20 protein-coding genes, 1 tRNA gene and 1 pseudogene are annotated in these 26,107 nt (G+C 64.7%); 12 read left to right on the forward strand and 10 right to left on the reverse strand.

All coding sequences use genetic code 11. The features are described 5' to 3' along the window. Positions 1 to 237: 237 nt before the first annotated feature. Complete coding sequence (locus tag ACE10Z_RS42660; RefSeq protein WP_375786023.1) at positions 238 to 807, reverse strand: hypothetical protein; 570 nt, start codon at positions 805 to 807, stop codon at positions 238 to 240. 358 nt (positions 808 to 1,165) lie between these two features. On the opposite strand from ACE10Z_RS42660, the gene ACE10Z_RS42665 reads away from it, so the two are divergent. Genes ACE10Z_RS42665 through ACE10Z_RS42675 form a run of 3 tightly spaced genes read left to right on the forward strand, consistent with a single transcriptional unit; the run spans position 1,166 to position 5,935 of the window. Then, positions 1,166 to 2,353, forward strand: coding sequence for an efflux RND transporter periplasmic adaptor subunit (locus ACE10Z_RS42665; protein WP_375786024.1), 1,188 nt, complete (start codon positions 1,166 to 1,168; stop codon positions 2,351 to 2,353). A gap of 26 nt (positions 2,354 to 2,379) precedes the next feature. After that, positions 2,380 to 5,553 carry an efflux RND transporter permease subunit gene (locus tag ACE10Z_RS42670; RefSeq protein WP_375786025.1) on the forward strand — a complete coding sequence of 1,058 codons (3,174 nt, stop codon included), beginning with the start codon at positions 2,380 to 2,382 and terminating at the stop codon, positions 5,551 to 5,553. 13 nt (positions 5,554 to 5,566) lie between these two features. Continuing rightward, complete coding sequence (locus ACE10Z_RS42675; protein WP_375786026.1) at positions 5,567 to 5,935, forward strand: hypothetical protein; 369 nt, start codon at positions 5,567 to 5,569, stop codon at positions 5,933 to 5,935. 40 nt (positions 5,936 to 5,975) lie between these two features. On the opposite strand, the gene ACE10Z_RS42680 is transcribed toward ACE10Z_RS42675, so the two are convergent. The 5 genes from ACE10Z_RS42680 to ACE10Z_RS42700 all read right to left on the reverse strand — a co-directional run bounded on the left by ACE10Z_RS42680 (position 5,976) and on the right by ACE10Z_RS42700 (position 10,617). Continuing rightward, positions 5,976 to 6,476 carry a tyrosine-type recombinase/integrase gene (locus ACE10Z_RS42680; protein ID WP_375790062.1) on the reverse strand — a complete coding sequence of 167 codons (501 nt, stop codon included), beginning with the start codon at positions 6,474 to 6,476 and terminating at the stop codon, positions 5,976 to 5,978. Beyond that, positions 6,438 to 6,513: transfer RNA gene (locus ACE10Z_RS42685), tRNA-Thr, on the reverse strand. Before ACE10Z_RS42685 ends, ACE10Z_RS42680 begins: the two co-directional genes overlap by 39 nt. A gap of 106 nt (positions 6,514 to 6,619) precedes the next feature. Further along, complete coding sequence (locus ACE10Z_RS42690; RefSeq protein ID WP_375786027.1) at positions 6,620 to 8,386, reverse strand: heme biosynthesis protein HemY; 1,767 nt, start codon at positions 8,384 to 8,386, stop codon at positions 6,620 to 6,622. Between the two features lie 20 nt (positions 8,387 to 8,406). Beyond that, entirely contained in the window at positions 8,407 to 9,666 is a 1,260-nt protein-coding gene (locus ACE10Z_RS42695; RefSeq protein ID WP_375786028.1) for a COG4223 family protein, read from the reverse strand. 222 nt (positions 9,667 to 9,888) lie between these two features. Next, positions 9,889 to 10,617, reverse strand: a complete 729-nt coding sequence (locus ACE10Z_RS42700) for a uroporphyrinogen-III synthase (protein WP_375786029.1) — start codon at positions 10,615 to 10,617, stop codon at positions 9,889 to 9,891. A gap of 173 nt (positions 10,618 to 10,790) precedes the next feature. Here ACE10Z_RS42700 and tsaD point away from each other — a divergent pair, with 173 nt between their 5' ends. Together tsaD and ACE10Z_RS42710 are read left to right on the forward strand one after the other, a co-directional pair. Then, positions 10,791 to 11,864 (forward strand): tRNA (adenosine(37)-N6)-threonylcarbamoyltransferase complex transferase subunit TsaD, encoded by a 1,074-nt coding sequence (tsaD, locus tag ACE10Z_RS42705; RefSeq protein WP_375790063.1) that lies wholly within the window; start codon positions 10,791 to 10,793, stop codon positions 11,862 to 11,864. 13 nt (positions 11,865 to 11,877) lie between these two features. Then, on the forward strand, positions 11,878 to 12,858 hold the full coding sequence (locus ACE10Z_RS42710) for an NAD(P)H-dependent glycerol-3-phosphate dehydrogenase (protein WP_375786030.1): 981 nt from the start codon (positions 11,878 to 11,880) through the stop codon (positions 12,856 to 12,858). 54 nt (positions 12,859 to 12,912) lie between these two features. On the opposite strand, the gene ACE10Z_RS42715 is transcribed toward ACE10Z_RS42710, so the two are convergent. Next, entirely contained in the window at positions 12,913 to 13,677 is a 765-nt protein-coding gene (locus ACE10Z_RS42715) for a haloacid dehalogenase type II (protein WP_375786031.1), read from the reverse strand. Between the two features lie 112 nt (positions 13,678 to 13,789). On the opposite strand from ACE10Z_RS42715, the gene ACE10Z_RS42720 reads away from it, so the two are divergent. From ACE10Z_RS42720 to ACE10Z_RS42730, 3 genes and pseudogenes are all read left to right on the forward strand, one after another. Next, positions 13,790 to 14,695, forward strand: a complete 906-nt coding sequence (locus ACE10Z_RS42720) for a LysR substrate-binding domain-containing protein (RefSeq protein ID WP_375786032.1) — start codon at positions 13,790 to 13,792, stop codon at positions 14,693 to 14,695. A gap of 123 nt (positions 14,696 to 14,818) precedes the next feature. Next, positions 14,819 to 15,930 (forward strand): annotated as a pseudogene (locus tag ACE10Z_RS42725) (alpha/beta hydrolase). A 96-nt stretch (positions 15,931 to 16,026) separates the two neighbouring features. After that, the gene (locus tag ACE10Z_RS42730) at positions 16,027 to 16,440 is read left to right on the forward strand and encodes an EVE domain-containing protein (protein WP_375786033.1); all 414 of its coding nucleotides are present in this window, start codon (positions 16,027 to 16,029) and stop codon (positions 16,438 to 16,440) included. Between the two features lie 57 nt (positions 16,441 to 16,497). On the opposite strand, the gene ACE10Z_RS42735 is transcribed toward ACE10Z_RS42730, so the two are convergent. Continuing rightward, complete coding sequence (locus ACE10Z_RS42735; RefSeq protein WP_375786034.1) at positions 16,498 to 17,676, reverse strand: DNA topoisomerase IB; 1,179 nt, start codon at positions 17,674 to 17,676, stop codon at positions 16,498 to 16,500. An 849-nt stretch (positions 17,677 to 18,525) separates the two neighbouring features. On the opposite strand from ACE10Z_RS42735, the gene acs reads away from it, so the two are divergent. After that, positions 18,526 to 20,481: an acetate--CoA ligase gene (gene acs, locus ACE10Z_RS42740; RefSeq protein WP_375786035.1), complete on the forward strand. Its 1,956-nt coding sequence runs from the start codon at positions 18,526 to 18,528 to the stop codon at positions 20,479 to 20,481. A gap of 394 nt (positions 20,482 to 20,875) precedes the next feature. Next, entirely contained in the window at positions 20,876 to 21,391 is a 516-nt protein-coding gene (locus ACE10Z_RS42745) for a L,D-transpeptidase (protein WP_375786036.1), read from the forward strand. 325 nt (positions 21,392 to 21,716) lie between these two features. Here the strand turns inward: ACE10Z_RS42745 and ACE10Z_RS42750 are convergent, their stop codons facing one another. Continuing rightward, complete coding sequence (locus ACE10Z_RS42750; RefSeq protein ID WP_375786037.1) at positions 21,717 to 22,325, reverse strand: thermonuclease family protein; 609 nt, start codon at positions 22,323 to 22,325, stop codon at positions 21,717 to 21,719. A gap of 40 nt (positions 22,326 to 22,365) precedes the next feature. Beyond that, positions 22,366 to 22,593: a DUF1674 domain-containing protein gene (locus ACE10Z_RS42755; protein ID WP_375786038.1), complete on the reverse strand. Its 228-nt coding sequence runs from the start codon at positions 22,591 to 22,593 to the stop codon at positions 22,366 to 22,368. A gap of 174 nt (positions 22,594 to 22,767) precedes the next feature. Between ACE10Z_RS42755 and ACE10Z_RS42760 the strand changes: the two genes are divergently transcribed. Continuing rightward, positions 22,768 to 24,114 carry an RsmB/NOP family class I SAM-dependent RNA methyltransferase gene (locus ACE10Z_RS42760; RefSeq protein ID WP_375786039.1) on the forward strand — a complete coding sequence of 449 codons (1,347 nt, stop codon included), beginning with the start codon at positions 22,768 to 22,770 and terminating at the stop codon, positions 24,112 to 24,114. A 137-nt stretch (positions 24,115 to 24,251) separates the two neighbouring features. Then, positions 24,252 to 26,003 carry a heparinase II/III family protein gene (locus ACE10Z_RS42765; RefSeq protein WP_375786040.1) on the forward strand — a complete coding sequence of 584 codons (1,752 nt, stop codon included), beginning with the start codon at positions 24,252 to 24,254 and terminating at the stop codon, positions 26,001 to 26,003. The last annotated feature ends 104 nt before the right edge of the window (positions 26,004 to 26,107 follow it).

A 26,107-nucleotide genomic window follows, 5' to 3' on the forward strand; every position in this document is an offset into this window, starting at 1 on the left:
GGGCGTTGACCTCGCCACGTTCATTGTCACCCATCTGTCACCCATCTGAACGCACCGCAGGGCCGCCACAGTCCCCAACGGGCTCGCAGCAGGCCAACTCGCCGTGATTGCGACATGAACGGATTGTGCCGTGCGAGAATCCAGGCGAGCAAGGCTCACCTGCGCATCGAGGCGGGGGATGGTCCTGAGGAGTGGTGCCGCAAGAGCGCATCACATTTTGTTACTGAGATGCTGCAATTACGTCATTTCATATTTTGGGTTGGCAAAAGTACCAACGTATGTACCAACAGCTTCGGACCATTGCCCGCCTGTTTGCAAGCGGGAAGGATCGTCGGAATCGCTGGCGCCGGCTTGAATTGCCGCTAGGCGTGGGTCGCCGTGTGGGAATGAAACGCGCAATTTGCCGGCCGCGGCGGCGATCTGCGTCACCGATGTTCGTCGGTGCATGATGCGGGCGCAGGTCGGGCAGAGCCCCCGCAGGCTGCCGCGCGCGGACCCGTCAGGCCAAAATTCGACCTCGTCAAAGGCCGGCCGCCGCGGCTCCTTGCGGCGCAGACAATAGAGTCGACCGGGACCACAAGGTTGCTTCCGGCTGGTGCCGCGCCGCTTCAGGAAGTCGATCAGGTCCGCGCCGCGAATGATCGTCGGGTAGCGGCTCCCGACGGGGTGCAACCCGCTCTTGAGCCAATGCCGGACGGTGCCGGGGGTTGCGCCGGTTACTTGGCCGCCTCCCTGACGTTGTATGTGCGCAGACGTTTGACCCGCCGCGCCGAGTGTCGCCGGTTCGCCACCCAGCTTAGCGTCCAAGGCACACGATCAGGTCGCGGATGTCCTCGACGCGCCACGCGGTCGTTTTGACGCCGAGTCAAGCGGGCTTTTGAGATCCGCTTGCGCGTTGAGCGACCAAAGCGGTGTTGGACGACTAACTACTTCTATTCCGTTGAGCGTCTTCGCGCTTTCACGCAGCCAGGACCTGAAGTCCACGTTTCGGACCTGTGGGCACCACGTTGATCTAGATCAATAGGTTTTTGCGGCATTGTGTCCCGATGAGGGTTCAAGGTCGGGCCGGTGCAGCTCACCAAGGACAGGCATCAGATCATTCGGCACGCGCGTGCCATAGCCTCGACCGACGGTTCGCGTTTCTAGCTCAGCAGGGAATGCGGCGATGATCCAGAAACCGGCGCACATGAACCACCCGACTTGGCACCTCGCTGCCGTGCTGACGGTTGCGCTCGGCCTGCTCGGTGGATGCAACGAGGCGAAGAACAAGCTGGTTCTTCCGGCACCGGCCAATGTCGGCGTCGCTGCGCCCGTGCAAAAGGCAGTAACGCCCTATCTTGAGCACACAGGAACGATGACGGCCTTTGCCTCTGTCGATCTGGTCGCGCGCGTGAATGGCTACTTGAAGTCCATCAACTATGTCGATGGCGCAACTGCGAAAGCCGGCGAGCTCTTGTTCGAAATAGAACCGGCGCCCTACCAAGCGCAACTGAACCAAGCTAAAGCAACCCTCGACGGCGCTAAGGCAGGGCTCGTACAGACACAGGCAGAGTTTGAACGCCAGGACACTCTGCAAAAAGAGGGCGTCAACACGGAAGCAAATCTGGACAAGGCCCGCGCGAACAGGGATACCGACAAGGCAAATGTCGAATCGGCAGATGCCAACCTGCAAACCGCGCAAATCAACCTGTCTTACACGCGAGTTGAGGCGCCATTCGATGGGATCGTCACGCGTCATCTGGCGTCGCTCGGTGAACTCGTAGGCACCGCGGGGCATATCAACCTGGCCAGTATCGTGCAGCTTGATCCGATCTACGTGACCTTCAATGTCAGCGATCAAAATCTGCTGAAGTTTCGCACGAATGAAGGTCGTCGTCTCTCACTAGCCGAGCTTCAGCAAATCCCGATCGAAGTTGGCCTGATGGACGAAGAAGGTTTTCCCCATCGGGGCAAGATCGACTACGTATCCCCGGATATAGACCCGCAGACGGCGACAATTCTCGTGCGTGGCGTGTTTGAGAACAAGAACCACGCGCTGCTCCCCGGCATGTTCGTTCGGCTCCGCGTGCAAATGGGCCCACCCAAGGCAGACGCGTTGCTGGTCCCCGACAGGATCCTGCAACAGAACCAGGAAGGCCGCTACCTGCTCGTGGTGGGTGCCAACGACGAGGTGGAGCAGCGCGCTGTGCAGCTTGGCGAACTCGATGGTCAGCTGCGTGTCATAGCCGCGGGACTGAAGCCAGACGACAAGGTCGTGATCACTGGATTGGACCGTGCAATCCCAGGCCGGAAGGTCAACACCCGGCTGATTTCGATCGCGAGCGCAGCAGGCGGCACTGATACGTCCAAGTAGACGCACGGCACCCGGAGGGGGCGGCCATGTTTTCCAAGTATTTCATTGAGCATCCGATCCTCGCAAACGTCGTCGCGATCGTGCTGGTTTTGATCGGGGCGGTTTCGGTTTTCAGACTTCCCGTCGCGCAGTATCCGGACATCGTGCCGCCGACGGTACAGGTCACCACCCGCTATCCGGGCGCGAGTGCTCAGACCGTCATCGATAGCGTTGCACTGCCAATCGAAAACCAGGTGAATGGCGTTGAAGATGCGCTCTACATGCAGTCCACCAGCGCGAGCGATGGCACCTACACCTTGATTGTCACTTTCGCGATCGGCACCGATCTGAACTTCGCACAGGTGTTGGTGCAGAATCGCGTCTCAGCCGCGCTGGCCTCGCTTCCCACTCAGGTGCAGGCGCAAGGCGTGACGGTGCAGAAGAAGTCGACCGCAATTCTCGAAATCGTCACGTTGAGTTCGCCGGACGGTCGTTTCGACAGCCTCTTCATGAGCAACTACGCAACGATCAATCTGGTGAACGAATTGGCGCGGCTGCCGGGCGTTGGCAACGTCAACGTTTTCGGTACGGGCGAATACGCGATGCGGATCTGGATGGATCCGCAGAAGATGTACGCGCTCGGCCTCGTCCCTCAGGACATCATCAGCGTCGTCAGTCAACAAAGCCAGCAGGCAACGGCGGGGCAAATCGGGATCCCGCCAACGCCTTCTACGCAGGACTTTCAGTACACCGTCAACATCCAGGGCCGACTTTCCGATCCCGCTCAGTTTGAAAACGTGGTCGTGCGCGCCGCTACCGCGGACGGCGGACGGCTCGTGCGCCTCAAGGACGTCGCTCGCGTCGAGCTTGGGGCACAGACTTATTCCCAGAGCTTCCGTCTGAACGGAAAGCCCGGCACCGGCATTGCCATCTATCTTACGCCCTCGGCGAATGCTCTGGAGGTCGCAAAACTCGTCAAGAACAAGATGGAGACCCTGTCGCACGACTTCCCGACCGGCTTGTCCTATGCGATCCCCTTCGACACAACGACGTTTGTCGAAACGTCAATCAATGAGGTCTACAAGACGCTGTTTGAAGCCGGCATCTTGGTACTGATCGTCATCCTGATGTTCCTGCAGAACTGGCGCGCTTCGCTTGTGCCCGCCACGACGATCCCGGTCACCATCATCGGAGCCTTTGCGGCGATGGCCGCATTGGGCTTCTCGATCAACCTCTCGACCTTGTTCGGCATCGTTCTTGCGATCGGCATCGTGGTCGATGATGCGATCGTCGTGGTCGAGAGCGTATCGCGCGAAATCGAGGCGGGCTTGCCCGGACGCGAGGCCGCCGTCAAGGCGATGACTGAGTTGTTTGGTCCCATTGTCGGCATCACCCTCGTGCTGATGGCCGTGTTCATTCCGGCCTCGCTGCTGCCAGGACTCACAGGCCGCATGTTCGCGCAATTCGCGCTGGTGATTGCGGCCACCGCCCTGCTGAGCGCGATCCTGGCGACAACGCTGAGCCCGACACAGTGTGCGTTGCTGCTCCGAGAACCAGTGCCCCCCGATCAGCGAAATTTTTTCTTCCGTGGCTTCAACTTTGTCTATGACCGGTTGGAAGGGGGGTACACGTGGCTGGTCGGCAGGATGGTTCACCTGAGTGGCCTTATGGTGGTGATCGCACTTGGACTGATAGCCGGGGGAATTTTCGGCCTCACGCAATTGCCGACCGCGTTTATTCCGAACGAAGACCAGGGATACGGGTTGGTCGTGGTTCAGCTTCCTGATGGCGCCTCGTCGGTACGCACGCAGGCAGCCCTGACGCAGGCCGCGGAGATCGCCAGGCAGCAGCCAGGCGTCGCGGAATCGCTCGCCATCTCTGGCCTTTCCGTTCTGGACAATAATGCCACTTTGGCGAACGCGGGCATCGCCTATGTGACCTTCAAGCCTTGGAGTGAGCGCGGCCGGGCTAAAGACCAGGATCTCAGATCGATCATGCGCGGCATCCAGGGCCGACTTTCTGAACTCACGGATGGCAGAGGTTTTGTGCTGGTGCCACCGCCGATTCAGGGCGTGGGCAACGCTGGTGGCTTTTCGATGCAGTTGCTGCAGCGCGACGGCACATTCGACTACATGAAGATGCTCTCTTCGGCGAATGCCGTGATAGACGCCGCGGAATCGCAATCGACGATCGAGCGAGCTGTGACGTCGTTCCGAACGGACTCGCCACAGCTTCAAGTCATCATCGATCGCACCAAGGCGGAGACGCTTGGGGTATCCGTCGGCAGCGTCTTTGCCGCGTTATCATCATACCTCGGCTCGACCTACGTCAACCAGTTCAACAAGTTTGGTCTGACGCTTCAAGTCTACGTCCAAGCCGACTCGCCTTATCGCCTGCATCCGGACGATCTCCTCAAGCTCAATGTCAAGACTGCGGACGGCAGCACCGTACCGATCGGATCGCTCGCGCAGATCCGTCCAGCTGTCGGCCCTTCGCTGATCAGCCTGTTCAATCTTTATCTGACCGCGACCATTTCGGGGGTCGAGGCGCCGGGCTTCAGCTCGGGAGAGGCAATGGACGTGATGGAGGAGGTCGCAAGACGCAGCCTGCCACCGCGTACCGATTTCGCATGGAGCGGCATGTCCTATCAGGAGCATGCGGTCGGCAACGAGCTTTACATGGCCTTCGCGCTCTCACTTCTGCTGGTCTATCTCTGTCTCGCCGGACAGTACGAAAGCTGGCTGTCGCCATTGGCCGTTTTGCTGGCGGTGCCGCTCTCGCTACTCGGTCCTGTTGTCGCACTCACGACGCTTGGTGTTGCAAACAATCTTTATGTCCAAATCGGTCTCATGCTGCTGATCGCGCTATCGGCCAAGAACGCGATCCTGATCGTCGAGGTCGCGCGCGAGCGGCGAGCCGCGGGACGGGAACTTCTTGAAGCCGCCGTCGAAGCTGCACGGACGCGCTTCCGTCCAATCCTCATGACGTCGTTTGCATTCCTGCTTGGTGTCTTGCCGTTGGTGACGGCGACAGGCGCCGGTGCCAATGCCCGTCGATCGCTCGGTATCTCCACCTTCAGCGGCATGGTCGCTTCCACCTGCCTTGCCGTGCTGTTCGTTCCCTCATTCTTCGTTGTCACGCAGCGCCTTGAGGAACGCCGGCGAGGCAAAAAATCTGAGGTTTCCGCTGTCACGGCGTCACCTGCTGCAATGGTCGATTAGAGGGAGACTTCCAATGAAGGTAGCGCTCTTATCGTTCACCCTGCTTGCAGGTCAATCAGCGATACCGGTTTCAGACAGCATCCCTCAGCTGAATGTGGAGCCGTTGTGCAGGGCTACCACGGATCTCGACAATTCAATGGGACTTACCAGGGCTCAAAGCTTCGACGATTGCATGCGCGACGAAATGACTGCGAAGCAGAAGGCCATTGGTCTTTGGGCGACCAGTCCAGCTTCTGTGCGCGATCAGTGCGAGGCCGAGGCATCCACGGGAAGCCAAAGCTACGTCGATCTCCTGACTTGCATACAAATGTCGGATTTAGCGAATGCGGAATGGCCGGCAACCCCTCTCAGGGGAGCGAGCAAGAACCGAAATAAAAACTAGCTTTGAGTTGTTCGCCGCGGTTCAAGGCCGATGTCTATTTCTAATCATCCACACTTGAGTGTTGGCGCAAGGTTCCGTCACTTCTGCTTTTGCTCTTAGCTGACCTTCGCGCAGAACGTTGCAACGCCCACTCAGGGGAGATGAATCCGCGCGCGGTCATTTCGTCTTTCGAGAAACCGAGTCTGCGCAGGGCGGCATTGATGGTGTTTTCGCTCATGCACCGCTGGCGCGATCGATTGGACGGGAAAACGAAGCGTCCATTCCCGGTGAGGTTGTGAAGCTCACGCAGCAAGGTAACGGCGCGGGGCGCCAGCGGGATGCGATGCGGACGTTGCATTTTCATCTTCGCGGCCGGAATGGACCAAATCGCACGATCGAGATCGAACTCGCTCCATTCCGCCGCGCGAACCTCACCCGGGCGCGCGAAAGTCAGCGCCAGCAGATCCAGAGCGGCCTTCGTTTCCGGAGCCCCTTCGATATCGGACGAATTTGGGTGAGAAAGTGGTGCCGCAAGAGGGACTCGAACCCCCGACCCCGTCATTACGAATGACGTGCTCTACCAACTGAGCTATTGCGGCGAACCGTTCGGCAACGGCCTGACAGCGGCCACCTGATATCGGGCATGACCCCGATTGGCAAGGAAAACGCGGCCGTTGAACCACACACCGGTTATCTAGCCGCGAATTAGCTTCCCAAACGTGACAGAAATCCGCGCCAACCGCCGATCTGGGCCTTGGCCGGGCCGATTTGTTCCGCAAATTCGTCCACGGCGCCGTCCTCGTCGACCCCGGGGTCGTCGGGAGCCCGGACGATCGGAATCACGGCCGGAATGGGCGCGGGCGCCGCCTTCGGCAGGTCGGTCCGGGAACGGAACAGGGGGGCGGGCGCCGGGGGAGCCGATTCGGCGGCTGGCGGTGGGGCCGGCTCCGGGGCGGGCGGATCGGCTTGAACTGGGGCCGGGTCGGCCTCGATCGCCGCCGGCAGCGGGACGTTGTCCTGCACAGACGGTGTGGCCGGCTCCAAGGGCTTCGTCTCGATCGGCTTGACCTCGACCGGCTCAGCCGGCTTCGCCGCCTCGGGCTCGCCGGCCACTTCCTTGAGCGGCTCGACCCGGCGCGGCGACAGCATCGCCTCCTCGAATGGCGAGGGCTCGATCGCATTGCCCTTGTCGGACGGCAGCGCCGCCACCGGCGTCTGCCACTGGAAGGCATCGAGACGGCCGGTAACCGGCGACACCGGACGCCAGCGGTCGGAGACATAGCCGTCGGCAGTCCACACCGGATCGTGCAGCGCGCGCACCGCGCGCAAGGTCCAGGCCCGCGCCCGGCCGCTGTCGCCATGCTCGGTGCGCTCGATCTCCGCCATCAACAGCGCGACGCGCTGCGTCGGCGCCGCCGTGAATGGCTCCAGCGCCGCACGCGCCTTGGCGAATTCGCTCGCATCGATTGCGGCGCGCGCGATCGCCAGCGCGCCTTCGATATGCCCGGGCGTTTTCGCCGCCAGCGTCTCGACGCGCACCAGGCGCTGGCGCGCGGAATCGCCGAGCCGCACATGCGAATAGGCATCGGCAAGATCAGGATGCGGCTGCGCCAGCCACGCGGTCTCGACGATGCGTATCGCGCGGCGTACCTGATGCGCCTCGCTCTCGAATTTGGCGGCGAGCACCGCCGCCGGAATCAGCGTCGGCGCCAGCTTGATCGCCTCCATCGCGCTCGAGCGCGACAGGTCGCGATCGACGGTTTCGAACTCCAGCGCTCGCGCCGCGAGCAGCACGCCGCGCTGCCGCCGATAGGCCGCCTTGTCGATCAACCCGGCGGCCTGGTTGTTGTCGATGATCGACAGCGCGCCGGCCCAATCGCCCTTGGCGCAGCAGAAGCCGAGCACCGCATGCGAGGCCCAAGACGAGGACGGCGACATTTTCAGCGCTTCCTCGGCAATCATCACGGCCGACACCGGATCGTCGGCGCGCTGCGCCTCGATGAACAGGCCGCGCAGGCCGAGCAGCCGCGTGTCCGCGCGCTCGGCCATGGCGCGGAAGGCGCGCTGCGCGCCGTCGCGATCGCCGTCGAGCTGCGCCGATTGTGCGTGCAGCAACAGCGCCAGCGGATCGCCTCCGGCATGGCGCCGCGCCACTTCGGCATGCGCCCGCGCCGCCGACGAATCGCCGTGCCCGATCGCGAGCAGGCCTTGCGTGATAGCGTGACGGCCCCGCGCGTGGCGCCGCTCGCGCCTGCCGCGGCGGACGTGGCCGGGGATCTTCCACAGTGCGCGCAGGATCACGCCGGCGACCATCGCGACGACGATGACGAGGCCCAGCAAGTACATCGGCTGCTTGGACGTCAGGCGCAGACCGCCCCAATTCAGCACGAGATCGCCGGGCTGATCGGCCAACCAGGCCGCACCCGCTGCAGCGAGCGCGATCAGCAGCAGGAACAGAATGATGCGGATCATCGAGAGCCTATTGCAAGGATTTACTGGTTGACCGTGGCGAGCGCCGCCATGGCGTTGTCGGCAAATTTCCGCGACGCGTCGAGCGCGGCGCGGCGCGCGTCCACCTTGGCGAGCCAGGCTTGCGCCGCGGTGCGATCGGCCGGCGGCAACGACTTCAATTCGCGCTCGGTCAATGCGAGATCATTGTGCACGGCGGCCGATGTCACGCGCGCGACGATGCTGCCGCGATCGGTCCCGGTGCCGTCGGTCCGCTCGATCTGGATCAGGGTAGAGGCGCCGGCCTTCAAACGATCGACCAGCCCGGCGCTGGACGCCGCAGCTTCCGGCGGAGGCGGCGCGAGCTGGGGCACGATCTCGATCAGATCGCGGCACAGCTTATTCGGACTAGGCACGCCTGACGCAGCGAAGACGTCGAGCGGCTTCAGCAGGTCGGGATTGTCGGCGATCGCTTTCGCGGCCTCGAGCGCCGAGGCATAGGGATCGCCGTGACGAACCGCGACGTCGAGCAGCGATGCCGCGACCACGCGGCGCAGCGGCACGTCGTCCGCCTTCGCCTCGGCCTTGGTGTCGGCGATCTTGCTATCCTGCCTGGCGATCGCAGCACCCTGCGCTTTCACCGCGCCCTCGACCTTGTCGATGCGCGCCGTGATGCCGGCGATGTCAGGCGCAGCCGCGCCATCGCGCGGCGCGGCCTTCGCGTCATTGACTGCCGCGGCAAGCTTGTCGGATTGCGCCCGGGTCGCGGCGAGCTCGGTGCGCAACGCGGCGATCGATTTGTCGAGCGCCTCCAGCCGCGCGGTTGCCGCGGGATCGGCGGCCGCCGCGACCGGCCTGCTCGCCTTTGATTCAAGCGCGGTCAGGCGCGTGCCGAGCTCGTCGACCGTTGCGGCACTGGGCTGCGGCGCCGACGCCGGCGGCACCGCGGGCCAGCCGAGCAGCCAGCCGACCCCGATCACCAACGCTGCCGCGACCGCCCCCGATACCGGCGCCACCACCCAGGGTGACACCGGCCGCGACGGCTCGGCCTGGGGCGCCGCGGAGGCGGCCTCGGGCTGCGGCTCTGCCTGGGGAGCAGGATCGGGATGGGGCTCGGCCTCAGGCGCAGCCGCCGCCGCTGCCTTGTCGGTATCCGTTTCGGTATCCTTGCCGGCTTCCTCGCCCCCCTCGGCCCTTGGCGGCTCGCTGGAGATCTCGGTCGCCTGAAGATCGATGGTCGGCGGCGCGCGCTTGGGCCGGGAATCCGGCGAAGGTCCTGGGTCGTCGGGCCTTTCTTCAGCCATCGCGAGGGTCCTCAAAACTACTGGCCGCACATTCTAGGGCATGATCCGATCCGATTGAATTGGATCATGCTCCTATCCTTTTGTTTGGTCGCGTTTTCTTAACGCGAACCGGTCCCCACTTCGCTTGAAAACGCTCCGTCAGAATCGGCTCAGGTCCTTAGAGCACGATCCGAAAAACGGAGCATTGCCTAACATCATGGTCAAACGAAAGAATTGTTCCGTTTACGGCCGCAGGGCGCGGCCGAGCGCCTCCAGCAGGGCGTTTTCGTCCGGCCGCGCCGCCACCACCACCTTGGTCGCGCCGGCGTCATGGAGCACCGAGCCGACCGCGGCCGAGATGCAGCATTGCGGCAGCGCGAGCGCCGAAATCTCGATTCCGTCGGCCCGTATTGTATTCAGGAACGCCTGCGCGCTGCGGCGGGAATAATGCAGCACCGCTGTGATCCGGTTGGCCAGGAAGGCATCGCTGACCTCCGTCGGGAAGCCCGTCACCGGCGCCATCCGGTAGGTGGTGTGGGTGACGACGCTAAGCCCCTTTCCGCTGAGCTCGCCCGCCAGATCGCGCGAAAGGTCGGCGCCGGCGATATAGAGCAGTGTGGCCGACGCCGCCAGTTCGCCGGCCTTGACCCGCGCGAGCACGAGATCGCGCAAGCTCACCGCATCGCCCTTGGCCACCATCACCCTGTCGAAGCCCGCGGCGCGCGCGGCGTCGGCGGTATGCGCGCCCACCGCGAACAGCGGCAGCCGCAGCAGCCGGCTGCCGGCGAGATCGATTGCGCGCGGGGCGTTGGCGCTGGTCAGGATGACCGCGTCATAATCCGCGTCGTCGTCATGAAACGGTAACGGTTCGAAGCGCAGCACCGGTGCCGCGAGAGCCTCAAAGCCGCGTTGGCGCAGCGTCGCCAGCGTCGCTTCATTGTCGGGATGCGGTCGTGTGACAAGGATGGTCACGGATCAGGTCTCCCACCTTGCGAATTGGACCTTGCCGACCGATTGCACTTTAAGACCTCGCAATGCTACCCCGGAGGGGACATTCTGATGAACATGATCTTGCCGGAAACCGGTTCCGGCCTGTCCGGATCATGCTGGTAGCACAAGGACCGAAATTGGGACACGAACCACCGATGCTGGTGCTGGGGATCGAGACCACCTGCGATGAAACCGCAGCCGCCGTGGTCGAGCGCCAGGCTGACGGACAGGCAAGGATCCTCTCCAACGTCGTGCGCTCGCAGACCGACGAGCACGCCCGCTTCGGCGGCGTGGTGCCGGAGATCGCCGCGCGCGCCCATGTCGACCTGCTCGACGGTATCGTCGCCTCCGCCATGAAGGAGGCCGGTGTCGGCTACGGACAATTGTCGGCGGTCGCCGCTGCCGCCGGACCCGGCCTGATCGGCGGCGTGATCGTCGGTCTCACCACCGCGAAGGCGATCGCGATGGTGCACGACACGCCGCTGATCGCGGTGAACCATCTCGAGGCGCACGCGCTGACGCCGCGGCTGACCTGCGCGCTGGCGTTTCCCTATTGCCTGTTCCTGGCCTCGGGCGGCCACACCCAGATCGTCGCCGTGGTCGGCGTCGGTGAATATGTTCGGCTCGGCACCACGGTCGACGACGCGATGGGCGAGGCGTTCGACAAGGTGGCGAAGATGCTGTCGCTGCCCTATCCGGGCGGGCCGCAAGTCGAGCGCGCGGCGGCCGGCGGCGACCCGACGCGGTTTGCCTTCCCTCGTCCAATGCTCGGCCGCCCCGATGCGAATTTCTCGCTGTCGGGATTGAAGACGGCGGTGCGCAATGAAGCCAGCCGGCTGGAGCCGCTCGAGCCGCAGGACATCAGCGACCTCTGCGCGAGCTTCCAGGCCGCGGTGCTGGAATCGACCGCGGATCGGCTGACCGTCGGCTTGAGGTTGTTCGAGGAGCGCTTCGGCACGCCGCGCGCGCTGGTCGCGGCCGGCGGCGTTGCCGCCAACCATGCTATCCGCAGCGCGCTGCAGGATGTCGCGGCGAAAGCGCAGACCACGCTGATCATCCCGCCGCCGGCGCTCTGCACCGACAATGGCGCGATGATCGCCTGGGCCGGCGCCGAGCGGATGGCGCTCGGGCTCACCGACACCATGGAAGCGCCGCCGCGCGCCCGCTGGCTGCTCGATGCCAACGCCAAGGCGCCGGCCGGCTACGCCAACAGCCGCGCCGGATATTGAGCTGAGGGTTCCGATGCCCGCGCATACGTCAGTCAGCGTGATCGGTGCGGGCGCCTGGGGCACGGCATTGGCCGAGGTCGCGGCGCGCGCTGGACGCAAGGTGACGCTGTATGCGCGCAATGCCGAACATGCCGCGCAGATCCAGGCGACGCGGGTCAATCCGCGGCTGGCTGGCGTCCAGTTGCATCCCGGCATCGCCGTGACGCCGGATATCGCGGCGGCCGCGCGCGCGGACATCATTCTCGCCGTCACCCCGGCGCAGCATCTGCGCGCGGCGGTCAGCCATCTGGCGCCGCATCTTCCGCCCGATACACCGGTCATCGCCTGCGCCAAGGGCATCGAGCACGGCACGCACAAATTCATGACCGAGGTGATCGCCGAAGCAGCACCTGGTGCCGTGCCCGCGATCCTGTCGGGGCCGAGCTTTGCTGACGACGTCGCGCGCGGATTGCCGACCGCCGTGACGTTGGCCACCAGGGACGAGGCGCTGGCACGCGCGCTCGTGCAGGCGCTCGGCTCGGCGACCTTCCGGCCCTATCACACCACCGACGTTCGCGGCGTCGAGATCGGCGGCGCGGCCAAGAACGTGCTGGCGATCGCCGCCGGCATCGTCGTCGGCAGAAATCTCGGCGCTTCCGCGCTCGCCGCGCTGACCACGCGCGGCTTCAGCGAGCTCGCAAGATTGGGCCGCGCCTGCGGGGCGCGCACCGAAACCCTCTCCGGCCTGTCTGGATTGGGCGATCTCCTGCTCAGCTGCTCGACCGCGCAATCGCGCAATTTCGCGCTCGGCCTCGCGCTTGGTCGCGGTGAAGCGGCGCCGGTGGGCAAGCTCGCCGAAGGCGCATTCACCGCCCCCGTGCTGTGCGAGCTCGCCGCTGCGCAGAAGGTCGATATGCCGGTGTCAAACGCGGTCGCCGCGATCCTGAGCGACCGGCTGACGATCGATGACGCGATCGAAGGCCTGCTGACGCGGCCATTCAAGGCCGAAGGCTAGCGCTTGGTATTGACGTTTTCTCCACGCGAACCGCTTCGCGCGAAGACGGCCTGATCACCGCGCGGTCGCGAAGGCGACGAGGTCGTGCAGTCCGGCGCCCGCCCCATCCGGCGTCACGCCGAGTTCCTCGGCTGACGCGTTGCTGCGGTTGACCCAAAAGGTCGGATAACCGAACCATTTGGCGCCGGCCACGTCCCATCCGGCGAATGCCGCAAAGACGATCTCCTCCTTCTTCAGTCCAAACGCGTCGACACCCATTTGATAGGCGCGCGCATCCGGCTTGAAGGCCGCGACCTTGTCGGTGCTGAGGTGTTCTTCGAACAGCCCCTCGAGTCCGGAATTCCTGATCACCGCGTCCAGCATCGGCGCGGTGAAGTTGGAGAGAAACGCCATGCGCAGGCCGGCGGCGCGAAGCTGTACCAGCGCCGGCACGACGTCCGGCCACGCCTTGAGCTCCAGGTAACTCTGCATCGCGCGATCGCGCTGCTCGGGCGACAGCGAGATCTTCATCGCCTTCGCCGCGAACACCAGTGCGTCCTCGGTGACCCGCCAGAAGTCGGCATATTGCCCGCCGAGCGTCCTCAGCCAGCCGTATTCGAATTGCCGTGTTCGCCACACGGCGCTCAGCTCCGCGCCCATACCGGGGAACATCTCTTCCAGCCGGGCGGACACGGGGCGGGGATCGATCACGGGGAAGCCGTCGAAAGCAACTGCCCGGAAAGGCGGGCGGCCTGCCGCGCGCGACCGATCGGGCAGCACCGTCGCGGCCGTGACGGAAGCCGCGGCCAGGGTCGTAAACGTCCGGCGATCCAGGCGCATGTCGTTTCCTCGCGTTGCGTGCCGCCAGCGTTCACACAATTGCGTGTTGGCACAATCGCCCGATTTCAGCAGAGATCATTCCGTGTCTCAGAACAATCGGAGAGGGATGACGATGGACCGGCTCGAGGAGCTCCGCCTGTTTCTCGCGATCGTCGACAGCGGACAGTTTGCGGCCGCCGGCCGCAAGTTCGCTCGTTCACCCTCCTCGACGACGCGGATCGTCGCCGAGCTCGAGCGGCGCCTCGGCACCCGGCTGCTGCAACGGACCACGCGAAAGCTGTCGCTGACCGACTCGGGCGCGCGGCTTGCGGCGCAGGCGCGCCGCCTGCTCGCCGATTATGACGATGCGATCGACGGCGCGATCGGCGAGGCCGCGAGCCTGCGTGGCAACATCAAGCTGTCAGCGCCGACGCTGTTCGGCAGCCGCCACATCGCACCGCTGGTGCGCGCATTCCTTGAACGTCACCCCGACATCACGTTGCAACTGGCGCTCGAGGATCGTCTCGTCGATCTCATCGACGAGCGGATCGACATCGCGCTGCGGATCGGCCATCTGACGGACTCATCGCTGAGGGCCCGGCGCGTCGGGGAAGTGCGGCGCATTGTCGTCGCCAGCCCCGACTATTTGAAGCGACACGGCCGGCCGCGCAGGCCCGACGATCTCGCGCAGCATTACGCCGTGACCTTCGTCAATCAGGCGAGCCCGGCGGCCTGGTCGTTCCAGCACAAACAAGGGGGTCCGCAGAAGGTCAAGGTGTCGAGCCGCATGGAGGTCAACCGCGCCGAGACGGCGATCGGACTGACGCGTGACGGCATGGGCTTGACGCGCGTGCTGTCCTACCAGGTTGCGGATGAACTCGCGGCGGGGTCCCTGGTCCGCGTGCTGAGAGATTATGAAGTCGCGCCGATCCCGGTGCAGCTGGTCTACCCCAGCGCACGCCTGATGGCGCCGCGCATTCGGAACTTCCTGGACTTCGCCGCCGGCGAGATTCCCCAGATCGCGTTCAACCACTTATAGCGGGTCTGCAGCCGTCGCGCGTGACGGCGCTGGCTTCCGCGCCGAGATCATGCGCATTGTGATAGCGTCGCGGCCATCGCCGGGTCCCGTTCCAACAACAAGAAACCAAACTTGGGAAAGTACATGCGTCAACCGCGTCACGTTATCGTTTCGATGAGCATTCTGTTTGCCGTTGCCACCTCCTGCGTCACCGCGCGCGCGCAAACGGCCGTACCGTACGACGAACTCGCCAAGCGCGAGGCTACGGCGAACGCCGAGGATGGCAAGCGGGTCGCCCCGCTCAAATCGATCGGCAATCCCACAAGTGACGTCTCCCCGGAGATGCAGGCGATGATCGGCGCCCCCTACCCGCCGCATTTCAACGCCGACCCGAAGACCCCTGCGGAGTGGAAGGAGCTGATCGACCGCCGCGCCAAGCTCTTGATCGCGGGTATTCCGGCCATGAAGGCGAAGCTCGGCGTCAAGGTCGAGGAAACCAGGATTGCCGGCGTGCACTGCTACATCGTGACGCCGAACAAGATCGCGCTGGAGAACCGGCGGCGCCTGCTGATCCACGTCCATGGTGGCGGCTACGTGTTCGGCCCGGCGAAGCGGCGTTGCCGGAGGCCATCATGATGGCCGGCTTTGGCGGCTACAAGGTGATCTCGGTCGACTACCGGATGCCGCCGGACTTCCCCTATCCCGCCGCGCTGGACGACGCGATGGCGGTCTGGAAGCAGGTTCTGAAGTCGCATGAACGCCACCGGCTGGCGATCTTCGGCACCTCGACGGGCGGTGCGATGACGCTTGCGATGGTGTTGCGGGCGAGGGACGAGAAGCTGCCGCTGCCCGCCGCCATCGCGCCGGGGACGCCATGGTCGGACATCGACAAGATCGGCGACAGCTACGCCAGCAACGAGTGGGTCGACAATGAGCTGGTGACCTGGGACGGCTGGCTAGGCCGCGCAGCAAAGCTCTATGCCAACGGGACCAGCCTGAAGAATCCCTACATTTCGCCGATCTACGGTGACTTCAAGGGATTTCCGCCGACCATCCTGACGTCGGGCACGCGCGACCTGTTCCTCAGCAACACGGTTCGCACGCATCGCAAATTGCGGCGCGCCGGCGTGATCGCCGACCTCAACGTCTATGAGGGGCAGTCGCACGCGCAGTACCAGATGAACGTCGATGCACCCGAGACGAAAGAGGCGTTCACCGATATCGCCAACTTCTTCGATCGGTATCTGAAGCAGTGAGTGCCGCCATCAACACCTGATGCTCGCGCTTGTCGCGGGCATCTGGCTGCCTGTAGATTGCGGCGCGATGAGCGATCGAGAACGGGGTGAGTTGCGATGAATTACTGGCTGGTGAAATCCGAGCCGTCGGTCTGGTCATGGGACCAGCAGGTCGCCAAGGGCGCGAAGGGCGAAGCCTGGACCGGCGTGCGCAACTTCACGGCGCGGCAGAACCTCGTCAACATGAAGAAGGGCGACAAGGCGTTCTTCTATCATTCCAACGAGGGCAAGGAGATCGTCGGCATCGCCGAGATCGTCAAGGAGGCCTATCCCGATCCGACCGACAAGACCGGCAAGTTCGTCTGCGTCGACATCAAGGCCGACAAGCCGCTGAAGACCCCGGTGACGATGGCCGCGATCAAGGCCGACAAGAAGCTCGCCGACATGGCGCTGGTGAAATATTCGCGGCTCTCGGTGCAGCCGGTGACATCAGAAGAGTGGAAGTACGTCTGCAAGATGGGCGGGCTGTAGCGTCGCTCTACTGTCGTCCCGGCGCAGGCCGGGACGACGGAGGAGTATGCGGCGAGCTTACGCCCCGGCCGCCATCACCACCTGCGCCAGCAATTGCTCGCGCTTGCTCTGGGTGCGGTAACCGCCCATCGTCGCGGCGAAGCGTTCGAGGATGCCGTCCTCGAAGGCGGTGACGATGGTGTCGTGGACATAGCTCTTGCGGCAGATCGCCGGCGTGTTGGAGAGCTGGTCGGCGGCGGCGCGGATCGCGTCCAGCACCTGGCGCTTGCGGCCGCGCTGGCTGGCGGCCGGCGTGATCCGCGACAGTGATTCCACGACGACGGCCGAGGCCATCAGGGTGCGGAAATCCTTCAGCGAGATCTTGATGCCGGCGAGCTCGCGCAGGAACGCGTTCACCGCCGTGGTCGATGCAGCGCGGACCACGCCGGAGCGGTCGTGATACTGGAACATGCGCTTGCCCGGAACACCGCGCAGAATGCCGATCGCACGCACCAGCTTGGCCGCGTCGCACTCCTTGCGCACGGCCTTGCCGCCCTTGGCCTTGAAGGTCAGCACCAGGGAATCGTCTTCCAGCGTGACGTTGGACTTCAGAAGAGTGGTGGCGCCGCGGGTGCCGTTGAGGCGGGCATAGGATTCGTTGCCGGGCCGGATCGCGGTGCGCGCGATCAGCTCGATCACCGCCGACAGCGCGAACTCGCGCGTCGGCTCGTCACCAGACAGGAACGCCGAGACCTTGCGCCGGATCTTCGGCAACGCGGCGACGAGCTTGGCCAGGCGATGCGCCTTGCGCTGCTCGCGGACCTTCTCCCAGTCGGCGTGATAACGGTATTGCAACCGGCCCGCGGCATCGCGGCCGACCGCCTGCAGATGCGAGCTCGGATCATTGGAATAGCGCACCTGGCGATAGGCCGGCGGAACCGCCATCGCATGGAGCCGGCGGATCGTCCGTGCATCGCGGACGCGCGAACCATTGGCACGCACGAACGAATAGTTCTTGCCGCGCTTGATGCGGCGGATGGTCAGCTCGTTCTGGTCACCGAGCCGCAGACCGAGATCGCGCGCCAGATCCTCGACGGAGGTCTTGATGGCGGCGGGCGCGTCAAGCTTGAGCTTTGCCCGGGGCGACTGCAATTTTGCCTGCGGCCGCTTCGGCCATTGGCCCAGCGCCTTCGCCAGGGCGACAGCGGGATCGGCGGACATGGGCCGCACAGCCGCGATGTTCTGCTGATCCATCATACTACCAAGACGCCTTGTTCCGCTGTTCTCCCGGTAATGCCGTTGCTTCGGGCTTCGTTCCGGTGGGGCCGTCCGGCCTCGGTTTCGCGATTTAGGGCGTCGGGGCCGACATTGCGAGTCGCGAATCGGTTATTGACGGTTTCTAATTACCTTTCATGGGTGCCATTCGCCTGCTAACCTTGATTTTGAGCCCTCCGGGATCGGTCAAAATGGCGGGAGCCCGGCTTGGGAACCAGGTTTTTGAGACCGGCCGGGCTACAGGAGACAGGTCAGGAACCGTGCCGTTTCGTACCGAGTCTGCGGACGACCCCGCCACACGTCACGATCCACCCGGCTGTTCCGGAAGGCGATCCAGCCGCACAGGCGGGTTCGGGCGAAATTGTCGGCGCAGATCGTCGGGGCGACCTTTTGTCGAAACGCGCTGGAGATGGTCCCGCAGAATTGGCGTCGAGGCGCCGTGTCGCCGTCGGCGTCACCACGCTCCTGAACGTTGCTTTGAAGCGCTCCAAAATCAGCACAGGCGGATCGCGGTCAGCAATTCCCTTGCGACAGCCAGCGTCCGCGGTGACGGCGTGAGACACCGGCGAGCGGAGCAGAGAACGAGACCACTACGACCAAGAGACCAGTGACCTGAAGCAGGCGATGGAGCATAGGTTTCACTCATCAACGAGGCGCGGTAAACCGCCCGATCAGATGAGGAAGCCGCCGGGATGTCCGGCGGCTTCGGCGCGACGAAGGTGACAGTCATTTTTCCTTGCCGGGCCGGAATGCGGCAACGCATAATCGCGGCAATGATCAAGACGGCTTGCCGTTGCGTCGTTTGCGATCGGCAATGAGTGGAGGAAAGCGATGTCCGAGAAGATCTACGACGTGCCGGCCGACTGGGCCAAGCGCGCTTATGTCAACGACGCCAAATATCGCGAGATGTACGCGCACTCGGTCAAGGACCCGAACGGCTTCTGGGGCGAGCACGGCAAGCGGATCGACTGGATCAAGCCCTTCACCAAGGTCGAGAACGTCTCCTTCGCGCCCGGCAACATCTCGATCAAATGGTTCGAGGATGGCGTGCTGAACGTCGCCTGGAATTGCATCGACCGCCACCTCGAGAAGCGCGGCGACCAGACCGCGATCATCTGGGAGGGCGACGACCCCTCCGAATCCAAGCACATCACCTACCGCCAGCTGCACGACGAAGTCTGCAAGATGGCCAACATCCTGCGCACGCGGAACGTCAAGAAGGGCGACCGTGTCACGATCTATCTGCCGATGATTCCGGAAGCGGCCTACGCTATGCTGGCCTGCGCACGGATCGGCGCGATCCACTCGGTGGTGTTCGGCGGCTTCTCGCCGGACAGCCTCGCCCAGCGCATCAAGGACTGCGATTCCAAGGTGGTCATCACCGCCGACGAAGGCCTGCGCGGCGGCAAGAAGGTGCCGCTGAAGGCCAATGTCGATGCCGCGCTCGCCAAGATCGACTCTAAGGATTTCGGCGGTGTCGACTGGGTCGTGGTGGTAAAGCGCACCGGCGGCAAGATCGACATGAACCCGACCCGCGACCTCTGGTATCACGAGGCAGCCGCCATGGTGACGACGGAGTGCCCGGCCGAGCACATGCATGCCGAGGACCCGCTGTTCATCCTCTACACCTCGGGTTCGACCGGCACGCCGAAGGGCGTGCTGCATACCTCGGGCGGCTATCTCGTGTTCGCGTCGATGACGCATCAATACGTCTTCGACTATCACGAGGGCGACGTCTACTGGTGCACCGCCGATGTCGGCTGGGTCACCGGCCACAGCTACATCCTCTATGGGCCGCTCGCCAACGGCGCGACCACGCTGATGTTCGAGGGCGTGCCGAACTACCCGGACAATTCGCGCTTCTGGAACGTGGTCGACAAGCACAAGGTCAACATCTTCTACACCGCGCCGACCGCGATCCGCGCCCTGATGCAGGGCGGCGACGAGCCGGTGAAGAAGACCTCGCGCAAGTCGCTGCGCCTGCTCGGCTCGGTCGGCGAACCGATCAATCCGGAAGCCTGGGAGTGGTACTACCGCGTGGTCGGCGACGACCGCTGCCCGATCGTCGACACCTGGTGGCAGACCGAGACCGGCGGCATCCTGATCACGCCGCTGCCCGGCGCGACCAAGCTGAAGCCGGGATCAGCGACGCGGCCGTTCTTCGGCGTGGTGCCTGAAATCGTCGATGCCGACGGCAAGACGCTGGAGGGCGAGACCTCGGGCAATCTCTGCCTGACCAAATCATGGCCGGGCCAGATGCGCACGGTCTACGGTGACCATGCGCGGTTCGAGCAGACCTATTTCTCGACCTACAAGAACAAGTACTTCACCGGCGACGGCTGCCGGCGCGATGCCGACGGCTATTACTGGATCACCGGCCGCGTCGACGACGTCATCAACGTCTCCGGCCACCGCATGGGCACCGCCGAGGTCGAAAGCTCGCTGGTCGCCCATGAGGCGGTGTCGGAAGCCGCCGTGGTCGGCTACCCGCACGACATCAAGGGCCAGGGCATCTACGCCTATGTCACCCTGATGAGGGGCACCGAGCCGACCGAGGCGTTGCGCAAGGAGCTCGTCGCCTGGGTCCGCAAGGACATCGGCCCGATCGCCTCTCCCGACCTGATCCAGTTCGCGCCCGGCCTGCCGAAGACGCGCTCCGGCAAGATCATGCGCCGCATCCTGCGCAAGATCGCCGAGGACGAGCCGTCCAGCCTCGGCGACACCTCGACCTTGGCCGATCCGGCCGTGGTCGACGACCTCGTGCAGAACCGGCAGAACAAGAAGTAGTCCGGCTACGGCAATATCGGGACATTGAAGAAGGGCCGCGCGATCTCCGCCGCGGCCTTTCGCTTTCTCGTCGCGCGAACCGGCATCCATCCCGCATCACCGGCGGGACAGGCTTCGCTCAAAAAGCCGCTCGGCGCGGCCATTTCACGGGATTGTCAGAGGCGCGGCGCTGTTGCGGCGTGTTTGTGGCCAAGTGTTGTTTTCAGGTCATTTACTTTAATCCGAACTTTTCCTTTTCTTCCCGCCATCAGGACGTGTCTCGCGGCTGGCGTGAAACCACTCGGTTAAGACACGCGGTTAATATTGCGTGCGTGGACCGGCGGGCCCGGCTTTTTCAGGGCTCTGCACCTTCGTTTTTGGCTCCTCTGGGAGCTGTTGGGAAGTGGAGAGGTTGATGTCGATGAAATTTGCGGTGGCGCTGGCTGCCACCCTTGGTGCTGTTGTTGCGATGTCGCAGACGGCCGAAGCGCGGCCGGAAATGGTCGGAATACACGCCGACAATTATCAGCCGGGCACCATCGTGGTGAAGACCAACGAACGGCGGCTCTATCTCATTCTCGATTCCGGTCACGCGATGCGTTACCCGGTCGGCGTCGGCAGGTCCGGCAAGCAGTGGGCCGGCACGACCCGGATCGACGGCAAGTATCGCAACCCGGCCTGGTCGCCGCCCGCCGAGGTCAGGCGCGACAAGCCAAGCATCCCGAACGTGATCGCAGGCGGTTCGCCGGCGAACCCGATGGGCGTCGCCGCGATGACGCTGGCCGGCGGCGAATATGCCATCCACGGCACCAACGTACCGGGCTCGGTCGGCGGTTTCGTCTCCTACGGCTGCATCCGCATGCTGAACACCGACATCACCGATCTTTACTCGCGCGTCGAGGTCGGCACGACGGTCGTCGTCACCCGCTGATCGCGCACCGCGCTTCGCTAAAAGAAAAGCCGCGCAGATGCGCGGCTTTTTTGTGTGCGGAAGCTACCGGATGTGATCGCTGTGGCCCGAAGCATGAGGAGATCAGGTTAAGCTGGATCGACGTCGATCACCTCTCCCTTGGGAGAGGTCGATTTGCGCAGCAAATCGGGTGAGGGGTTACGGTCTATCGAGAGAGCAAGAACCCTCACCCGGATTGCACTGGACGATGCTTCGCATCGCCAGGCGCAATCCGACCTCTCCCCGACGGGGAGAGGTGAACCGAGACCTCGGCAAGCCAATTCGACCAAATCTCATCTCGCGCTAACTAGCGCGCAAAATTTCCGCACCAGCCAAAGCGATGCCCGCCATTATAGGCGCGGGCATGACCGGCCGCGAGCAGCACGGCAGAGACGTTCTCGGTCTTCCTGGTCGCGACGTCGGCGACGACGCGTCCCTGATATTTGTCGGGCCCGATATTGTAGATCGCGACTTCGCCCTGGCCGAGCAGGTCGCGCAACGCCACCGTTGCCGCTTGCGCCATTTGCAGTTCGCGGGCGCAGGACGCCTTCAGCTCCGGCGCATCGATGCCGCGCAGCCGGACCCGCGTGTACAGATCGGGTCCCGGCACGAGATGCACCCGCGCCTCGAACGTGTCGCCATCGATCGTCCGGATGACATCAACAGCATGGCGCGCGTCAGGCGCGCCGCCGCGCTGCCGGATCATTTCGGCATCGCGCGACCGGCTCAACGACCAGTGCGACGGCAAGGGCACCCATTCAGGCACCCATCGACGGATCGGAAGCATGCTGCCGACGGCAATGCCAAGCACGAACACCCACGGCAGCGCCGCCGAGACGCGGCGGCCCCAGGGTGAGCGGCGAAAGGGCGGACGCCCCGTCCCACGATAAGGATTTATTCTCTCGTATGGGGACATATTCCCAGACTGATCTGAGTCGGACCGCCAGGCAAGACTCTCAAAAATCCGAGGCGATGCCCTTGGTCTCCCAATCGCCGTAGCGCGTCGGTTCCGGCCCCTTCGGGCCCTGGAATTCCTTCGGCCGCGCGGCCGCCTCCTTCGCAGCCAGCTCCTCGGCAGCCTTGCGCCGCGCCGCGGCCTCGGCGAGCGCGCGCTGCGCCGCCGGCGTCAGCGGCTTGCGCGGCGCGGGTTCCGGTGGCGATGACGATGGCGATTTCTCAGACATGACAAAACTTTCTGCCTGCGAATTTCGTATCTCTGTGCTGGCTCAGTGACGGCATCACGATCAAGAAATCCCGCAAGACGATTCTTACATTTGGCATATTCGCATGCCAGAGGTGTTTTCGAGTTGATGGCATGAGCCGAATGTAACTCAGCACCTTCGAGATATCTCCGCTCCATGCCTCCTTCAAGATTTGCAGTCCCTGCCGAAGTCCCCGGTCTCGCGGCGCGCCGTATCGCGGCCGACATCCTCGACGGCGTGCTGCACAAGCACCGCACGCTCGACGATCAGCTCGACGGCGCCGGCGCGCATCCCGGCCTCAAATCGCTGGCCGATCGCGACCGCGCGCTGATGCGCCGGCTGGTGTCGACCATCCTGCGCAAGCTCGGCACGCTCGGCCATTTGCTGTCGCGGCTGCTCGACCGCGGCGTCCCGACCGATGCCCCGCGCGCGCAGAGTGCGCTCCTGATCGGCGCCGCGCAGATTCTCTGGATGGATGTGCCTGACCATGCCGCGGTCGATCTCTCGGTGCGGCTGGTGCAGTCCGACCGGCGCGCGGCGAAATATGCCGGGCTCGTCAACGCCGTGCTGCGCCGCTGCGCGCGCGAGGGCCAGGGCCTGATCGATGAGATCAGCCCGCAGACGCTGGACCTGCCGCAATGGATGCTGGCGCGCTGGAACGCGCATTACGGCGAAGCCACCGCGCGCGACATGGCGCTGGCGCTCGGCCACGAGCCGTCGCTCGATCTCACGGTGAAGTCCGACGCGCCGCAATGGGCGAGCCGCCTGCACGGCGAGATACTGCCGACGGGAACCGTGCGCACGCTGCTACAGGGTTCCGTCACGATGCTGCCCGGCTTTGCCGAAGGCCAATGGTGGGTGCAGGACGCCGCCGCCGCGCTGCCGGTGCGCCTGCTCGGCGACATCAAGGACAAGCGGGTCGCGGATCTCTGCGCGGCGCCCGGTGGCAAGACCGCCCAGCTCGCGCTGGCCGGCGCACAGGTCACCGCGGTCGACCGCTCGCCGGCGCGGGTCGCGCGGCTGCGCGACAACCTCACACGGCTGGCGTTGCAGGCGGAAACGGTCGTCGCTGACGCCGCCGAATGGCCGGCGGAGGCCGCGAGCTTTGACGGTATCCTGGTCGATGCACCTTGCACCTCGACGGGAACCATCCGCCGCCATCCCGACGTCGCGTGGCTCCGGCAGGAAGGCGACATCGCCGCGCTGACGGCCCTGCAGAAGCGGCTGTTGCACAAGGCCACCCATCTGCTGAAGCCCGGCGGAACGCTGGTCTACTGCACCTGCTCGCTGGAGCCGGAGGAAGGCGAGCACGCGATTGCCGCGCTGCTGGCGAGCGAATCAGGCCTCCGCCGCGCGCCGGTCGAGACAAGCGAGGTCGCCGGTCTCGACGAGATCATTACCGCCGATGGCGATTTGCGCACCCTGCCCAGCCATTTGCCCAACGCCGACCCGCGGCTGGGCGGGCTGGACGGCTTTTACGCCGCCCGGCTGGTTAAATCCTGATTTTAAACTTCAGTCTTCTAAGCTCGAAGTGATTCGTGCGGTATCAAGAGGGTGTCTTGAATATCAAGAAGGTGTCTTGGCCGCGTTTCCGGATTAAATAAGGATTCGTTGAAAATTCCCTCCCCGCAAGGTTAGGCGTGTCGGTCGCTCAAAGCAGACGCATCTCGACGCTGATTGCTGGCCGCTTTGCCCGCAGCATGCTGGCACGCGCCAGCGGGAGCACGGTTGCGCTGTCGCGGCTCTGGCCCGGCCGCACCGACCGGCTGATCATCGCCCCGCACGACCTCCGGACCGCCGACGCCACCCGCGCTGCCGAGATCTATGCCGGGCGATTCGTGTTCGCCGGCAAGATCGTCACCTGCCACGGCCGCTCGATCTTCGATCTCGAACCGCCGTCGGAGGATTGGGAAGCCGCCCTGCTCGGCTTCGGCTGGCTGCGCCATCTGCGCGCCGCCGACACCGCGCTGACCCGCGCCAATGCCCGCTCGCTGGTCGACGACTGGATCTCCAACCAGGCCCGCAAGCGGCCGCTGGAGCGGCGCGCCGACGTGCGCGCGCGGCGGGTGATCTCGCTGTTGTCGCAGGCACCGTTGGTGCTCGGCGACACCGACGGAAAATTCTACCGCAAATATCTGCGCGGGCTGGCACGCGAGATCCGCTATCTGCGCCACGCGACGCTCGACAATGACGGCGTGCCGCGCCTGCAGGTGCTGATCGCGCTGTGCTACGCCTCGCTCTGCCTCGCCAACCAGGCGCGCAACATCAAATCCGCCACGCGCAGGCTGTCCGACGAGTTGCAGCGCCAGATCCTGCCCGATGGCGGCCACATCTCGCGCAATCCCGGCGCGCTGGTCGAATTGCTCAGCGATCTCCTGCCGCTGCGGCAGACCTTCGCTGCACGCAATATCGCGCCGCCGCCGGCGCTGCTCAACGCCATCGACCGCATGATGCCGATGCTGCGCTTCTTCCGGCACGGCGACGGCAGCTTCGCGCTGTTCAACGGCATGAGCACCGCGCCGTCCGATCTCGTCGCGACGTTGCTCGCCTATGACGACACCCGCGGCGTGCCGATGTCGAGCATGCCGCATAGCGGCTTCCAGCGCCTCGATGCCGGCAACACCACCTTGATCATCGATACCGGTCCCCCGCCGCCGGCCAGCGTCAGCCAGGATGCGCACGCCGGCTGCCTGTCGTTCGAGCTGTCCTCCGGGGTGAGCCGCATCGTCGTCAATTGCGGCATGCCGAACACCGGGCGCGACAATTGGCGGCCGTTCGCACGCTCCACCGCGGCGCATTCGACGCTGACCTATCGCGACACCTCGTCGTGCCAGTTCGTCGAGCTGTCGGCGATGAAGCGGCTGTTGCGCGGCGCGCCGGTCACCAGCGGGCCCAGCAATGTCGAGAGCTACCGCGAGGCCATCCCCGACGGCGATGTGCTGACCGCCTCGCATGACGGCTATCTCTCGCGCTTCGGCGTGATCCACCGCCGCGTGCTGATGATCGCCCAGGACGGCACCCGGATGGAGGGCGAGGATTCGCTGTCGCCGGCCCCCGGCGGCCGCATCAAGGGCAGCGAGGCCGATTGCGCGCTGCGCTTCCATCTTCACCCCTCGGTGAAGGCGAGCCGGCTGTCGGATGCCCGCGGCGTGATGCTGGTGCTGCCCAACCGCGATGTCTGGACCTTCGAGGCGATGGACGACAAGGTCGACCTCGAGGATAGCGTGTTCCTGGCCGGCAATGACGGCCCGCGCCGCACCTCCCAGATCGTGATCAGGCAGGACGCAAGGCAGGCCGCCACCATCCGCTGGAACTTCGTGCGCTCCTCGACCTCGGCCACCGCCACCAACGCCCGCCGCAACGCCCGCCGCGAGCCGGAACTGCCGCTGTAGGGCGGTATATCGGCAACGCAACCGACCCTAGACCCGTCACCCTGAGGAGCCGCGAAGCGGCGTCTCGAAGGGTCGACGGTCACCAGCCGGGCCGTGCATCCTTC

It is taken from the genome of Bradyrhizobium sp. Pha-3, from assembly GCF_042258615.1.
Taxonomy (GTDB): domain Bacteria; phylum Pseudomonadota; class Alphaproteobacteria; order Rhizobiales; family Xanthobacteraceae; genus Bradyrhizobium.